This is a genomic window from uncultured Sphingomonas sp. (genome assembly GCF_913062585.1).
In the GTDB taxonomy this organism is placed as follows: Bacteria; Pseudomonadota; Alphaproteobacteria; order Sphingomonadales; family Sphingomonadaceae; genus Sphingomonas.
This window is the reverse complement of sequence record NZ_CAJXWX010000041.1, coordinates 1-15,153: the sequence shown is the minus strand read 5'-3', so window position 1 is coordinate 15,153 and position 15,153 is coordinate 1. Positions and strand designations below refer to the sequence as shown.

The following is a 15,153-nucleotide window of genomic DNA, read 5'->3' as shown; positions in this document are numbered from 1 at the left end:
GTGTATAAGAGACAGGCCCCGCCCCAGCCGCGCGCCCGCTGCCCCCGCCGGATTGGTCAGCGCCATCAACCGCCTCTATGCCGGTTTTTCGGGCAAGAAGGGCATCGCGATCCGCGCGGTCGACGATGGCTGGACGGTCGAGGTCGGCGGTCGCCAGCGCCTCCCCCAGCAATCGGTGTCCAAGCTGTGGGTCGCGATCACCCTGCTGTCGTTGCGCGACGAGGGCCGCGCCCGGCTCGACCAGCCGATCGTCGTCCGGCGCGAGGACCTGACCCTGTTCCACCAGCCGATCGCGATGCTGGTCAAGGGCGACGGATACCATACGACCGTCGGCGAGCTGCTGACCCGCGCGCTGACCCAGAGCGACAATACCGCCAATGACCGGCTGCTGACCTTTGTCGGCGGGCCACAGGCGGTGCGCACGATGATCGCCGACAAGCGGCTGGGCGATATCCGCTTCGGCCCCGGCGAGCGATTGCTCCAGGCGAAGACGGCGGGGCTCACCTGGCAACCCGCCTTTGCGATGGCGGGGGCGTTCCAGGCGGCGCGCAACCGGCTCGATCCGGGGGCACGTTCGGCGGCGCTCGATGCCTATGTCGGCGATCCGCCCGATGGCGCCGCGCCGATCGCCATCGCCGATGCGCTCGCCCGGCTGGCGCGCGGGGAGCTACTGTCCGAAACCTCGACCCGCATCCTGATCGACACGATGGAGGCCTCGCGCACCGGCCATGCCCGCCTGCGCGCCGCCGTGCCCAGCGGCTGGACGATCGCGCACAAGACCGGGACGGGGCAGGATCTGGGTCGCCGCAATGCGGGCTTCAACGATGTCGGCCTGCTGACGGCGCCGGACGGCCGCCGCTTCGCCATCGCGGTGATGATCGGCGACACGACCGAGGATATCCGCAAGCGGCAGCTGCTGATCCAGAATGTCGCGGCGGCGGTGGCCGATGCGGCCGGACCGCCACGGGGGCCGGTGGCGGTGGCGAACTGATCCATCTTCCTCCCCTGCAAGGGGAGGTGGCAGGCCGCAGGCCTGACGGAGGGGTGTCCCGCTCTCGATAGGGCGACACCCCTCCACCAGCTTTGCTGGTCCCCCTCCCCTTGCAGGGGAGGAAGATTTGCCGCACCATTTCGCGGTGATCGACATCTATGAAAGCGCTATTCAATCCAAGGGACAGTTTGGCGTCGTTTTCAAGCGCGATGATGAAAGCGCATATTTCTACCTGTTGGACATGCACAAACCCGCGGGAAATGCGATCATCGCTGCATTGGATGTTGGCCCTGCGATCTCGGTTCGGTCCGATGCTCCTGTGCGGGTGCGGTGGAGTGAGGTCTCTTCCGTTGCAGGCCTTTTCGTGGGCGACGTTCTAACGGCAATCTTCGAAACGCATAGTGATGAACCGAAAGGGCGGTTCGTGATGCACGAGGATTTTCGGCTCTTCTGACCGAACGTGACATTTGCGAGGCAGAGAACGAAGTCGCCCCCTGCGTGGCCCATCCGCCACACGCCTGAAAAACCGGTGCGATCAGGGGCTGTTTACCCTCTCTCTGTTCCGCTAAACCGCGCGGATCATGCCCCATCTCTATCTCGTCGACGGCTCCGGCTATATCTTCCGCGCCTATCACCGCTTGCCGCCGCTGACGAACAAGCATGGCGAGCCGGTCGGGGCGGTCTATGGCTATACCACCATGCTCTGGAAGCTGGTGGACGAGATCAACGCCGCTGACGGGCCGACCCATATGGCGGTGGTCCTCGACAAGTCGTCCAAGACCTTCCGCAACGAGATGTACGACCAGTATAAGGCGCACCGGCCCCCGCCCCCGCCCGATCTGGTCCCCCAATTCCCGATGATCCGCGACGCCACCCGCGCCTTCTCGCTGCCCTGCATCGAGGAAGAGGGGCTGGAGGCCGACGATCTGATCGCCTGCTATGCCCGCGCCGCGCTGGCGCAAGGGTGGCAGGTCACGATCGTCTCGGGCGACAAGGATCTGATGCAGCTGGTCGAGGATGGCAGCCTCGACATGCTCGACACGATGAACAACCGGCGTCTGGGCGAGGCGTATGTCCAGGAGAAGTTCGGCGTCGGGCCGAAGCAGCTGGGCGATGTGCTCGCGCTGATGGGCGACAGCGTCGACAACGTGCCGGGCGTGCCAGGTGTGGGGCCGAAAACCGCCTCCAAGCTGATCGTCGAGCATGGCGACCTGGAATCGGTGCTGGCCGCCGCGCCCGAGATGAAGAAGGGCAAGCTGCGCGACAATCTGATCGAACATGCCGACAATGCCCGGCTGTCGAAGCGGCTGGTCACGCTGGAGTGCAACGCTCCGCTGCCGCAGCCGCTGGAGTCGCTGGCGCTACACCCGACCATCCCGGATGCGCCGCTCCGCGCCTTCCTGGAGCATCATGGTTTCCGCTCGCTGATCGCCAAGATGGGCCAGATCACCGACGATGCCGCCCCCGCCCCTGCCGCCGGAGAGGCTGCACCCGCCGCCCCGATGGACGATGACGAGCCGTGCAATCTCGACGGCTACATCACCGTGCAGGATCTGGAAACGCTCGACCAATGGGTGGCCCAGGCGCGTCATCAGGGTTTCGTTGCGATCGACACCGAAACCAGCTCGACCGACGCGACCCAGGCCGAATTGGTCGGGGTCAGCCTGTGCCTGGCGCCCAACAAGGCGTGCTATATCCCGCTCGGCCATGGCGGCACCGACCTGCTGGCGGAAGTGCCGGTGCAGATTCCGGTCGCGGCAGCGCTCGAGCGGATCAAGGCGCTGTGCGAGGACCCGTCGGTCCTGAAGATCGGCCAGAATCTGAAGTTCGACATGATCGTGCTGGGCGAGCGCGGCATCGCCATCGCGCCGCATGACGACACCATCGTCATGAGCTTCGACCTCGATGCGGGCCTGCACGGCCATGGCATGGACGAACTGGCGGCGACGCATCTGTCGCACACCTGCCTCGCCTTCAAGGAGGTGGTCGGCACCGGCAAGAAGCAGCTCGGCTTCCACGAGGTCGATCTGAAGACCGCCACCCGCTACGCCGCCGAGGATGCCGACGTCACGCTGCGGCTGTGGAAGCGGTTCCGGCTGCGGCTCCCCATGGAGCAGGCGACGCGCGTCTATGAGATGGTCGACCGCCCGCTCGTCCCCGTCATTGCGGGCATGGAGCGGCGCGGGATCAAGGTCGATCGCGAGCGCCTGTCACAGCTCTCGACCGAATTCGCCGGGCAGATCGCGGGCCTCGAGGGCGAAATCCATGCGATGGCGGGCACGCCCTTCACCATCGGCAGCCCCAAGCAGCTGGGCGAAATCCTGTTTGACCGCCTCGGCCTGAAGGGCGGGCGCAAGGGCAAGTCGGGCGTCTATTCGACCGACGTCACCGAACTCGAACGCCTCGCCCGCGACGGCGGCGAGGCGGCGGAGATCGTGCGCAAGATCCTCGAATGGCGTCAGCTCTCCAAGCTCAAGAGCACCTATACCGACGCGCTCCAGGCGCAGATCAATCCGAAGACCGGCCGCGTCCACACCAGCTACAGCCTGACCGGCGCACAGACCGGCCGCCTGTCCTCGACCGAGCCGAACCTTCAGAATATCCCGATCCGCACCGAGGTCGGGCGGCAGCTGCGCGAGGCGTTCATCGCCGAGCCCGGCCATGTCCTGATCGCCGCCGACTATTCGCAGATCGAATTGCGCCTCGCCGCGCATATGGCGGACGTGCCCGCGCTGCGTGATGCGTTCGCCAATGGCGACGACATCCACAGCCTGACCGCGATGGAGCTGTTCGGCGAGGTCAATCGCGACACGCGCGGGCGGGCCAAGACGATCAACTTCGCCATCCTCTATGGCATTTCGCGCTGGGGGCTGGCGGGTCGCCTCGACGTGTCTGCGGACGAGGCGCAAGCCATGATCGACCGCTATTTCGAGCGGTTCCCGGGCATCAACCGCTATATCGCCGAGACGCTGTCGAGCGTCCGCGAGAAGAGCTTCACCGAAACGCTGTTCGGCCGCAAGACGCATTTCCCGCGCATCGCCTCACGCAATCAGGGCGAACGGCAGGGCGCCGAGCGCGCTGCGATCAACGCGCCGATCCAGGGGACCAGCGCCGACATCATCAAGCGCGCCATGGTCCGCATGGAACCCGCACTCGCTGCGGCCGGGCTGGGGCATGTCCGGATGCTGCTGCAGGTGCATGACGAACTCGTGTTCGAGGCGCCGGAAGCCGATGCCGAGGCCGCGGGCGCGGTGATCCGCGACGTCATGGCGGGCGCGGCCGAACCGGCGGTCAAGCTGTCGGTGCCGCTGGGCGTCGAGATCGGCTTCGGCAAGAGCTGGGGCGCGGCGCATTGATCCACGCCCGCCGATACGCCAATCCTCCCCAAGCCATGCTTGGGGAGGGGGACCATGGCGATAGCCATGGTGGAGGGGCGTGCACGTTCGTCAGGGCATCCTTCCTCACCACCGGTGACACCCCTCCGTCAGGCCTTTGGCCTGCCACATCCCCTTACAGGGGAGGAAATGATGACGGTCGTTCGCCCCTGGGGCATCGCCCCCACTGATGCCCCAATCCCAGGACATTGATGCGCTCGCCAAGGGTGGGCGGACCAATATCGCAGGGTTCATCCTGCGACTGGCGGCGCGCATCCCCTTCCTGTTCATCGCGGGGCGCATCTATGGTCCCGATCTGGTCGGGCGCTTCGCCATCGCGGTGGTAGTGGTCGAGCTGGCCGCGCTGATCGCGACGCTCGGCATGAAGCGCGGGCTGGCGCAGGCGCTGTCAGCCACCGACCGGCCGCATGTCCATGTCGTGTGGGACGCGATGGCGCTGGCCTTTCTCGCCTCGGTGGCGGCGAGCGCGGTGCTGTGGAATTTCCCCGAGCTTCTCTATCCCAACAGCGCGATCACCGGGCTGGACCGATGGCTGCCCTGCATCATCGTCGCCATAGCGTGGTCCGACGTCAGCCTGGCGGCGCTCGCCTATCGCCACAACGTCAAGGCGACCGTCACCGCGCGCGCGGTGGTGGAGCCCTGGACCATCTCGATTGCGGCCTGGGTCTTTTCCTTCTTCACCATCCGCGACGGCCTCGTCCTGTCCTATGTCGCGTCGATGACGGCGGCGCTGATCGCCAGCCTGGTGCCGTTTCTGCGCAGCTATGGCCTGCCGACCGGCTGGAGTCCGCATCTGGCGCGCGTCTTCGCGCTCGCCCGCGCCAATGCGCCGCTGGCGGGCGCCGACGCGCTGGAATGGGGCACGCGCAATGTCGACCGCTTCATCCTGGGCGTGATGTTCGAGCCGCGCATCGTCGGCATCTATTATATGGCGCAGCAGGTCGCCTCGCTGCCGCAGAAGCTGAAGACCAGCTTCGATCCGATCCTGGGTCCCGTCATCACCCAGAGCCTGGCCAATGGGGACATGGGCGCGATCGCGCGGCAGGTGCGACAGGTCGCCTTCTGGATCATGGCGGCGCAGGGCTGCCTGGCGCTGATGGGATCGATCCCCGGCGAAGGCGTGATGGGGGTGGTCGGGCCGCAATTCGTATCCGGCACCGCCGCGCTCGCCTTCCTGCTGTTCGCCGAGGTGCTGGCCTCGACCGGCGCGGTGTGCGAATCGGCGCTGGTCTATACCGCGCGGCACCGCAACCTGATGATCTCGATCGCGATGCTGGGGGTGCAGATCGGGCTCAGCTTCGCGCTGATCCTGGGAATGCGGGCGCTGGGCTGGCCGGAGACCTGGGCCGCGGCGGGTCCGGCGCTGGCGCTGGCGATGAGCGTGACGATGACGTCGGTCATCAAGGCGCGGGTGCTGTCGGGGATGTTGCGGGCGCCGGTATCGCCGTTCCGCTGGCCGCTGGTCTGGGCGGCGGTCGCGGCGACGGTCGTGGGGGGCGTCTTCACGCTGCTGCCAAAGCGGCTGGAATGGGCCGAGCTGCTGTTCGGCGAGCCCGCGATCGCCGCGACCTATCTGTTCATATTGTGGCGCTGGGCCTTCGGTCCGGCCGACCGCGCGCTGTTCGGCAAGGCGCCGACGGTGGAGGAGGCGACCTTGCCGAACGCAGGTGGGATCACGCGGTAAATTTGCCCTCCCCTAATGGGGAGGCCGGGGTCAGAACGCGCCGTGCACGCGCAGGGCGAATATCTCGGCGGGTCCGCGGTCACGATTATAGCCGGGATTCTCGACATATTGCGCGTCGAGCGTCACCGCGAGCGCCCGGAACAGCGACACGTCGTAATAGGCCTCGACAATCTCTTCCGCGCCCGCATGGGGCAGCGTGCCGTCGCCGACCAGCACGCCAAGGCCGCCCGCCGCCAGATAGCGGCGATGCGCCGCCGAAATGCCGTTGGCGACCAGCGCCAGCCCGACCCGGTCCTGCGCCCGGCCCCAGCCCTTGCCCGAAAGCGAACCGCCCAGTTGCGCCGTGCGGTCGATATCGGTGAAGTCATAGGGCTCGATTGACCCGTCGCTCACTCCGACCCGCGCGAACAGGCCCAGCGTGTCGGTCACCGCCTGGTCCATGTTCATATAGCCGCCGATCCGCGTCATCCGCCGCCGGGTGACGGAGGGATCGACCGCGCCGCCGGTCGCCGCAGCATAGGCCAGCGCATCGTCGAAGCGGCTGAAATTGCCCCGGTTGCGAAAGACGCCGAAGCGCACCGATCCGGGTCGCCCGGCAACCTGGTGGCGATGCTCGACCTCGGCATCGACCTGATACTGGCCGAAGCCATGTTCCAGCCGCTCGCCATTGGGGATGGTCGACAGGTTGAAAAGCCCGGCGCGGACTATCCAGTCGCCGCGATAGACCTCACCCGCCACGCCGGTGGTATAGCCCCAGGCATCGGCGGCATAGTCGAAGCTGCCGGTGTCGACGACCGACCAGTTGAGGAAATCGCCACGCGGATCATGGGCATAGGGATTGGTGTCGAACACGTCACCGACCCCGAACTTGCCGATGGTCAGCACGATCCGGTCGACCGGGCGCGATCCGCCGAGCTGGTTGGCGAGCGGCGCCACCGCCTCACGCGCCCCCCCCAGTCCGAAGGTCTGGCGGAAAAAGGCGCGCTGCAGCCGGAAATAGGGTTCGGACTTGCCGACCTTATACGCCTCGGCACTGGGAAAACCCGCCACACCCAGCGTGTTGGACAGGCCGAAACCCTGGTCGATCTCCGGGTTCACCCAGAGCTCTCCACCGGCCCACGCCCGCGCACCGATAAAGGCGGTGACGTCGGCGGTTTCCTTCAGCTGGTGCGGGGTCAGGCTGTTGTCGCCGATATAGGGCGAGGCGAAGCCGCCCACGCCCTGCGCGACGAAGGTCGCCTGGCCGTGGATGGCGAAATCCTGCGACAGGTCGGAGGCCGGAGACGCCTCTTGCGCCGACGCGGCGCGCGCGACGACAAACAGGCCGCACAGCGCGGCCCGCGACACGATCTTGATCATCGTTGGTCCCTCAGGCCGACGGACGCGCGCGGCGCAGGGCCTGCGGACGTGTGGTGGCGACGGCCCGGAGCAGCCGGGCACGCTCGAGGGGAACGCTTGCCATCAGCGTGGCGAGGGAATGGGCGCGGACATGCGCGCGGAACAGGTTGCGGGTCATGACAGACCTCCTTCGGGTTCGTGTGGTCGAGCCCGGCGGAAGGTCGGCGAGGAACGGCGTTAGCGGGCCGCGCTCGGCGACCCCGTCAGGCCCGTCAGACGGTCGGCAAAGACGTAGACGCGGTTGCGTCTACTGTCCTCGTCGCCGGACAAGGGACTAGATCGGGGCATTATGATCCTGTTGTGTTGGTCGGCCACGTTTGCGGCCCACGGGGCGCCCATAACGCGCCCGCATTCAGGATCAACCCCGAAAGCGCCCTATCCGATCAGCAAGCCCGCCAGCGCCGCCGACATCAGATTGGCGAGGCTTCCCGCGATCAGCGCGCGGATGCCCAGCCGGGCGATGGTCGGCCGCTGATTGGGGGCCAGGCTGCCCGTCACCGCCATCTGGATCGCGATCGACGAGAAATTGGCGAAACCGCACAGCGCGAAGGTGATGACCGCGACGGTGCGCGGCGACAGCTGTGCGGCCTGTTTGCCCAGGTCGATATAGGCGACGAACTCGTTGAGCACGATCTTCTCGCCGAACAGGCCACCCGCGATCCCCGCCTCGTTCCACGGCACGTTGAGCAGCGCCATGATCGGCTGGAACACATAGCCCAGCAGCGCCTGGAAGCTCAGCCCCGGAAGGCCGATCAGATTGCCCAGGCCGCCGAGCAGGCCGTTCGCCAGCGCGACCAACGCGACGAAGGCCAGCACCATCGCGCCCACCGCGACGGCCAGCTTCACGCCGGTCTGCGCGCCTTGCGCGGCGGCCATGATGATGTTGGCGGGCTTTTCCTCGTCATGCGTCGCCTCGGCCAGCGCGATCTTCTCGTCCTCGATCACGTCACCCAGCGGCAGCTGCCCGGCGGGCGGCTCGATCCGGTCGGGCATGATGATCTTGGCCATCAGGATGCCGCCGGGCGCCGCCATGAAGCTGGCCGCGAGCAGATACTCGATCGAAATGCCCATCGAGGCATAGGCCGCCAGGATCGTGCCCGCGACGCCCGCCATGCCGCTGGTCATCACCGTGAACAGCTGCGCGGGGGTGAGGCTCGCCAGATAGGGCCGGATGACGAGCGGCGATTCGGACTGGCCGACAAAAACGTTAGCCGCCGCGCACAGCGATTCGACCTTCGACACGCCGATCACCTTCTCGATCGCGCCGCCCAGCCAGCGCACGACCAGCTGCATGATCCCCAGATAATAGAGGATCGAGACGAGCGCGGCGAAGAAGATGATGACCGGCAGCGCCTGGATCGCGAAATTGCGGCCCAGCGGATCGGACGCCAGCGCGCCGAACAGGAACTTGGTCCCCTCATTGGCATAACCGAGCAGCCCCGCGACCCCGCCCGACAGCCATTGCAGCACCCGCTTGCCCCAGGGCACGTACAGGACCAGCACCGCGATCCCCGCCTGCAGTGCAAAGGCCGCGCCGACGACGCGCGGCCGGATGGCGCGTCGATCGGTGGACAGGGCGACCGCGATCGCCAGAATGACAACTATACCCGCGATACCGATGGCAAAACGATTCATGCGCGCTGCTTAACTGGGCCGCTTTGGGGCGGGTGGTGGACATGACGCGGCCCCCCGGCTGCGCGGGGGTGCACCATAAGCATGGTGGTGCGCCACCGCCATAGTTTTGATCGGGGGTGAAAATCCGCCGGGCCTGCGGCAGGAAAGAAGGAGCGATGCCGAATGGCACCCACCCTCGGTCGGATCGACATTCCTCTATGCCCATTCTTCCCTCGCCCCTCTTAGAGGGGAGAGGGTTGCGCAGACTTGGTCTTTGCGTAGCAAAGGCTTAGTCGGAGCTGGGTGAGGGGTGAGCGCCCGCTTTCGCGGGCGCGCGAGCCGATGGCTCGCTCAACCCCTCACCCAAGCTGCGCTAGCCAGCACGCTGGCAAGCTTCGCTAACCCTCTCCCCTGTCCAGGGGAGAGGGAGGGGACAAGCGTCATGAATGGCGACCCACCCTAGAAATCGCCCGCGAGCGTCAGGGCTGGCCCCGATCCGGGTGCGGCCTGGCCCGCGATCCTTTGCCGCCAGTCGAGCGACAGCCGGACGGGGCGATCCGCCACTGGTAGCGCGAAGCCTAAGGACGGTCCGACGTCCAGCCGCTGCGCGTCCCTTTGCGCTCCGCCCCATAGGCCGATGCCCAGGTCGATTCCCGCCGCCACCGGCGTGGTCGCCCGCACCGCGCCATCGACAAAGGGCTCTATCCGGTCGCGCATCACCGCGCCGCCCTGCGCATAGGCGCTGAGGCTCAGCCGCGGCGCGATCGCGCGGGGGCCGAAGCCGGTGACCGCGATCGCCGCCGTGCCGCCCGCCCCTGAGTCGAGCGACCATCGCTGCTCGACGATCAGCCGTAGCGGGATGCGGCGCGCGGGTTTCCAGTCGAGCCCCGCCGCAACCTCCCGCCCGATCCCCTCCAGCGGCGCGGAGAGCCGGAGGCTGGCCGCCAGCGCGCCGTCGCGGTCGAGTCGGCGCAGGATCCGCACCCCGGCCTGCGATCCCCCGAGCTGGCCGCCGGGTAGCAGCGTGCCGCCGCCCCGGCGCGCGATTCCCCAGACGCTGGCGCTCCACCGGTCGGGCCGGGTCGGTAAAGTGGGCCATGTCGGAAACATGCGGGCCGGGGGCGGCTCCATCGCTCCATCGGACAGCATCGCCATGGCAGGAGGCGGGACAGCGTAAGACGCGCCTGCCACCGCGGTCGGAGCGCGGCGGGCAATCCTGTTGGGTAGCGAAGGCGGTGCCGGTTGAGTCGGGATGGGGGCAAAGGTTCGACCCGCCTCGACGAACGGCGCGGTGGCATGGGCGAGGCTGGCAACGGGGATCGGATCGGCATGCTCGGCCTGCGGCGAGGACGGCAGCAGAAAGGCGATCCGGCCCAGCGTCCAGATCCCCAGCGTCGCTCCCAGGAAACGGAGCGGTCGGCCGCTCATGGCTGGGTCGAGAGGTCCGGAAAGACATGGCGGGTCTTGTCCCACACCACCGGCCGCCCGCGCAGGACGAGCAGATAGCGCAGCATCGCGCGCGGCGCGGCGGCGAGCGCCACGAAATTGCCGACGACGAATCGGGGCAGCGACCATAGCGCCTCGCACAGCCCATAGCTTCGCCCGGTAAAGGTCATCCGTAAGCCCAGCCGCCACCAGAGCAACAGGCCGTTGATCGCGAAGAGCCAGCCCAGCCCGGGATCGAGCGGTGGCAGCGCACTGCCCTGCACTGCATGGAGCAGCACCGCCATCCCATCGGCGAACAGCCCCAGATAGGCCGCCGCCAAGACCAGCATGGCGAGCGGTGCACGCCGGTCGCGCAACCGCCACCAGTGATCGCCCAGCGCCATCGGTCGACTCCAACCGGTGCGATCCCATCCGATCAGCGCAATGCCCGTCATCCACCGCGCCTTTTGCCGGACCGCCGCGATCAGGTCGGCGGGGAAGAAGGCGCGGACCGCGACGATCCCACCCGCCGCGTCCGTCACCCGCGCGAACAGCCCCTCCCCGCCCAGCTCGGCGATCCGCAGGCCCAGCTCATAATCCTCGGTCAGGCTGGTCGCATCGAACGGATCGCCACCGCGCCGCCCGGCGATCTCCGCCAGCATGTCGGGCGCGATCGCGCAGCCGGTACCGGCCAACGGCATCCCCGCGCCGATCCAGGTGCGCACGACCAGTTGCTTCTTGTGGCTCTCGGCGAACTCGTCGGCATAGTGACCCGACACCAGCCGCGAACCGGGCACCACCAGCGGCAACACCGGCAACTGCACCACCGCGCGCCCCTCGATCAGCGAGTCGAAGACGGTCAGCTCGGCGGGATGCACGACATCCTCGGCATCGTGCAGCACGATCGCCTTGACCGCGAACGCTTCCGCCGCCCGGTCCCGCTCCAGCGCATGCCACAGGGTATTGAGGCAATCCGCCTTGGTCGTCGGTCCCTCGCGCCCGCCTATGACCAGCCGGACCCGCGCATCGCCTTGCGCCACGTCCGCCGCCGCCGCGATGGACGCGGGATCATTGGGATACAGCCCGACATAGAGCCGGTAATCGGCATGGACGAAGCGCCGGAGCGCGGTCGACAGCATCGCGCCGATCACCTCGGCCTCGTCCCAGGCCGGAATGAAGACGATGATCCGCCCGGGCTGACGGACCGGCGGCAGGCTGTCCACCGTCGCGCCGCGGTCGCCTCGCAGGGTCAGGCGGCGGGCCAGATACAGAAGGTCGACCAGCAGATCGTCGATACCGCCGACCGCCAGCCCCGCCCCCGCGAACAACAGCAGTTCGCGCGCGACGACATCCACCCCCGTGACGACCCCGTCCATCCGGCAATCCCCCTTTGCCGGGGCGCAGCCTGCCTGCTGCAATGCCGCAATTCAATCCTTATCCCCCGCCCCGATTCGGCACGGCCTCCCCGGCCTGTCACTCCGGGCCAAGCACCCTATGTTTGATTTCGCTCCAAAAGGCAGGGCTATGTTGCGCCTTGTGTTGCGGTGCAGCATATGGAAGGCGAAAGGATTGGTGATGGCGCGGACATTTCCCCCCGGCATCGTCCATACCGCGCTGGCGGTGGGCGGCTTTGCGATCGGCACGACCGAATTCGCCGCGATGAGTCTGGAACCCGACCTGGCGCGCGGACTGAACATCGACGCGCCGACAGCGGGGCATGTGATCAGCGCCTATGCGCTGGGCGTCGTCGTGGGCGCGCCACTGCTCGCGGTATTGTCGGCCAAGATGGCGCGGCGCACGCTCCTGATCCTGCTGATGCTGATGTTCGCGGCCGGCAACGGCCTGTCGGCGATGGCCCCCGATTATCACTGGATGCTGGCCTTTCGCTTCCTCAGCGGCCTGCCGCACGGCGCCTATTTCGGGATCGCCGCACTCGTCGCCGCCTCGCTGGTGCCCGAGGATCGGCGGACGGTGGCGGTCGGGCGGATCATGCTGGGCCTGACGGTCGCGACGGTGATCGGCGTGCCGATGGCGCAGATGCTGGGCCAGTGGCTCAACTGGCGCTGGGTGTTCGGCGTGGTGGCAGCGCTTGCGCTGCTGACCGCTACGCTGGTCTGGATCGCCGCACCGCACGACCGGCCGGACGCGGGCGCCAGCGTGCGCCGCGAACTGGCCGCGCTGGGCAAGGGGCAGGTCTGGCTGACGCTGGCGATCGGCGCGATCGGGTTCGGCGGCATGTTCGCCGTCTATACCTATCTGGCGGCCACGCTGACCGAAGTGACGGGGGTGTCGAGCGCGACCATCCCGCTGGTGCTGGCTATATTCGGCTTGGGCATGACGATCGGCAATATCGTGGTGCCGCGCTTCGCCGACCGGGCGCTGATGCCGACCGCCGGGGGTCTGCTCCTCTGGTCGGCGGCGATGCTGGCGCTCTATCCCTGGACGGCGGCCAGCCTGTGGACGATCCTGCCCATCGTGTTCGCGATCGGACTGGGCGGGGCGCTGGGCACCGTGCTCCAGACGCGGCTGATGGACGTGGCGGGCGAGGGACAGGGGCTGGCGGCCGCGCTCAATCATTCGGCGTTCAACACCGCCAATGCCATCGGACCCTGGGCGGGGGGCCTGGCCATCGCGGGCGGGCTCGGCTGGACCTCGACCGGCTATGTCGGCTGCGCGCTGGCGCTGGGCGGCTTTGCCATCTGGGCGGTGGCGATGTGGGTCGCGCGCGGCGACGTCAGCGTGCCAGCGGATCGATCGAATCGTCCGGTGCTGTCGCACTGAGGCTTTTCGACACCGCCTCGACCCGGTCCATCACGCGCAGGATATTGCCGCTGGTCAGCCCGGCCAGGTCGGCCTCGCTCCACCCGCGCCGGACCAGTTCGGCCAGCACCTGCGGATAGCCGTCGACGCCCGTCATCCCCTCGGGCGCGGTGCCGTTGATCCCGTCATAATCGCCGCCAAAGCCCACCGCGCCGCGCCCGGCGACCCGGGCGATATGCTCGACATGGTCCGCAACCATCGCCGCCGTAACTCGCGGCGCGGGGTGGCTGGCGTCCCAGGCGACCAGCGGCGCCGGCTTTCGCGCGTCATAGACATTGGCGGCCACACCGACCGACCTGGCATAGGCCGTGCGCGCCGCGTCCCAGGCGCGCCAGGCGCTCGACAGGAAGGCGGGATAGCAATTGACCATCACCACCCCGCCGCCTTCGCCGATCCGGCGCAGCAGCGCGTCGGGGATGTTGCGCGGCGCATCGGCCAGCGCCCGCGCATCGGAATGCGAGGCGATGATCGGGGCCTTGCTGGTATCGAGCACCGCCGCCATCGTCGCGTCGGAGACATGGGCGACATCGACCATCATGCCGATCCGGTTCATCTCGGCGACCACCGCCCGGCCAAAGGGGCTGAGCCCATTGGCGATCGGAGCATCGGTCGAGGAATCGGCCCAGGCCAGGCTATGGCCATGGGTCAGCGTCATATAGCCGACGCCCAGCGCGCGATACTGGCGCAGCACCGCCAGCCGCCCATCGATCTGATGCCCGCCCTCGACCCCGATCAGCGAGGCGACCCGACCGGAGCGCGCGATGCGGCGGACATCCTCGGCGGTGCGCGCCATCGCCATGCGATCGGGATGGGCGGCGGCCAGCCGGTGGACGCGGTCGATCTGCTCCAGCGTCATCTCGACGGCGCGCGGGCCGGTGACGTCGGCGGGAATCCAGACCGACCAGAATTGCCCGCCGACCCCGCCGCGCTTCAGCCGGGGCAGGTCGGTCTGGAGCGGATGCGGCAACGCGGCCGTATCGCTGGCGAGCACGGGCGATTCGGGCACGACGCCGGTGTCGCGCAATTCCCAGGGCAGGTCGTTATGCCCGTCGACGATCGGCGCACGGGCAAGGACCGATTCGACCCGGCGCGTGACGGCGGCATCGGCCATGGCGGCCTGGGCGAGGAAAAGCGCGATCATAGCGTGGGCCTCCGTTCGAAATGGGTGAGCGCGGGGTCGAGCGGCGCGTCGCTTGGCAGGACGTGCGCGACCCGGGCGGCGGGCGGGCCGCCGGCAGCCTCGGCGATCATCCGGGTCAGGGCCGCGTCATCGCCCTGGACCAGCGCTTCGACCGAACCGTCCGCACGGTTGCGGACCCAGCCGGTCAGTCCCAGCGAATCGGCGCGGCTCCGGAACCAGTCCCGATAGCCCACGCCCTGCACGCGCCCGGTGATGCGGAGATGACGACCGACCATGCAGCGAGTGTCGCGTGAGAGGGGGGCAAAGGGAAGTCCCCTATTCCTCTTGTGCATGGGGCGGTGGCAGGGTGGAATGTCCCCGACCGTCGTCGACCCCGGGGGCGGGGTCGACCTGGCACGCCCCTCCACCATGCGACCTATGATCCCATCCCCTTGCAGGGGAGGAATCCTGGTTCGCGCGGAGGCGCAGAGGGCGCGGAGAAGACGTGTCCATCTTTCTCTGCGTCCTCCGCGCCTCTGCGCGAACAAAGGCCTTAGACCTTGTCGGTCAGCTCCGGCACGACGGTGAAGAGATCGCCGACCAGGCCGATATCGGCCACCTGGAAGATGGGCGCATCCTCGTCCTTGTTGATCGCGACGATGGTCTTGGAGTCCTTCATCCCCGCCAGATGCTGGATCGCACCCGA

General features: G+C 68.1%; 12 protein-coding genes and 1 pseudogene. 5 read left to right on the top strand and 8 right to left on the bottom strand.

Annotated features, from left to right (window positions below):
• The 4 genes from QZ546_RS17400 to QZ546_RS17385 form a co-directional block, all read left to right on the top strand.
• Positions 1-991: serine hydrolase (locus tag QZ546_RS17400; protein ID WP_294240450.1), on the top strand; the 991-nt coding region annotated here is incomplete at its 5' end.
• Between the two features lie 127 nt (positions 992-1,118).
• Entirely contained in the window at positions 1,119-1,445 is a 327-nt protein-coding gene (locus QZ546_RS17395; protein ID WP_294240447.1) for a DUF2251 domain-containing protein, read from the top strand.
• A 127-nt stretch (positions 1,446-1,572) separates the two neighbouring features.
• Positions 1,573-4,347, top strand: coding sequence for a DNA polymerase I (polA, locus tag QZ546_RS17390; RefSeq protein WP_294240443.1), 2,775 nt, complete (start codon positions 1,573-1,575; stop codon positions 4,345-4,347).
• A gap of 208 nt (positions 4,348-4,555) precedes the next feature.
• Positions 4,556-6,070 (top strand): lipopolysaccharide biosynthesis protein, encoded by a 1,515-nt coding sequence (locus QZ546_RS17385; RefSeq protein ID WP_294240441.1) that lies wholly within the window; start codon positions 4,556-4,558, stop codon positions 6,068-6,070.
• Between the two features lie 30 nt (positions 6,071-6,100).
• Here QZ546_RS17385 and QZ546_RS17380 read toward each other — a convergent pair whose 3' ends face one another.
• The 5 genes from QZ546_RS17380 to QZ546_RS17360 all read right to left on the bottom strand — a co-directional run bounded on the left by QZ546_RS17380 (position 6,101) and on the right by QZ546_RS17360 (position 11,883).
• Positions 6,101-7,429, bottom strand: a complete 1,329-nt coding sequence (locus QZ546_RS17380) for a carbohydrate porin (protein ID WP_294240439.1) — start codon at positions 7,427-7,429, stop codon at positions 6,101-6,103.
• Between the two features lie 10 nt (positions 7,430-7,439).
• Complete coding sequence (locus QZ546_RS17375; protein WP_294240437.1) at positions 7,440-7,586, bottom strand: hypothetical protein; 147 nt, start codon at positions 7,584-7,586, stop codon at positions 7,440-7,442.
• Positions 7,587-7,843: 257 nt separating this feature from the next.
• On the bottom strand, positions 7,844-9,103 hold the full coding sequence (locus tag QZ546_RS17370) for a NupC/NupG family nucleoside CNT transporter (protein ID WP_294240434.1): 1,260 nt from the start codon (positions 9,101-9,103) through the stop codon (positions 7,844-7,846).
• Positions 9,104-9,541: 438 nt separating this feature from the next.
• Positions 9,542-10,510: a hypothetical protein gene (locus tag QZ546_RS17365; protein ID WP_294240428.1), complete on the bottom strand. Its 969-nt coding sequence runs from the start codon at positions 10,508-10,510 to the stop codon at positions 9,542-9,544.
• Positions 10,507-11,883, bottom strand: a complete 1,377-nt coding sequence (locus QZ546_RS17360) for a glycosyl transferase family protein (RefSeq protein WP_294240426.1) — start codon at positions 11,881-11,883, stop codon at positions 10,507-10,509. Before QZ546_RS17360 ends, QZ546_RS17365 begins: the two co-directional genes overlap by 4 nt.
• 199 nt (positions 11,884-12,082) lie before the next feature.
• Here QZ546_RS17360 and QZ546_RS17355 point away from each other — a divergent pair, with 199 nt between their 5' ends.
• Entirely contained in the window at positions 12,083-13,288 is a 1,206-nt protein-coding gene (locus QZ546_RS17355; protein ID WP_294240423.1) for an MFS transporter, read from the top strand.
• On the opposite strand, the gene QZ546_RS17350 is transcribed toward QZ546_RS17355, so the two are convergent.
• The 3 genes and pseudogenes from QZ546_RS17350 to QZ546_RS17340 form a co-directional block, all read right to left on the bottom strand.
• On the bottom strand, positions 13,242-14,468 hold the full coding sequence (locus QZ546_RS17350; protein ID WP_294240420.1) for a dipeptidase: 1,227 nt from the start codon (positions 14,466-14,468) through the stop codon (positions 13,242-13,244). The genes QZ546_RS17355 and QZ546_RS17350 overlap by 47 nt on opposite strands.
• The gene (locus QZ546_RS17345) at positions 14,465-14,743 is read right to left on the bottom strand and encodes an acylphosphatase (protein WP_294240418.1); all 279 of its coding nucleotides are present in this window, start codon (positions 14,741-14,743) and stop codon (positions 14,465-14,467) included. Before QZ546_RS17345 ends, QZ546_RS17350 begins: the two co-directional genes overlap by 4 nt.
• 257 nt (positions 14,744-15,000) lie before the next feature.
• A pseudogene (locus tag QZ546_RS17340) lies at positions 15,001-15,153 on the bottom strand (electron transfer flavoprotein subunit alpha/FixB family protein); the annotation flags it as partial.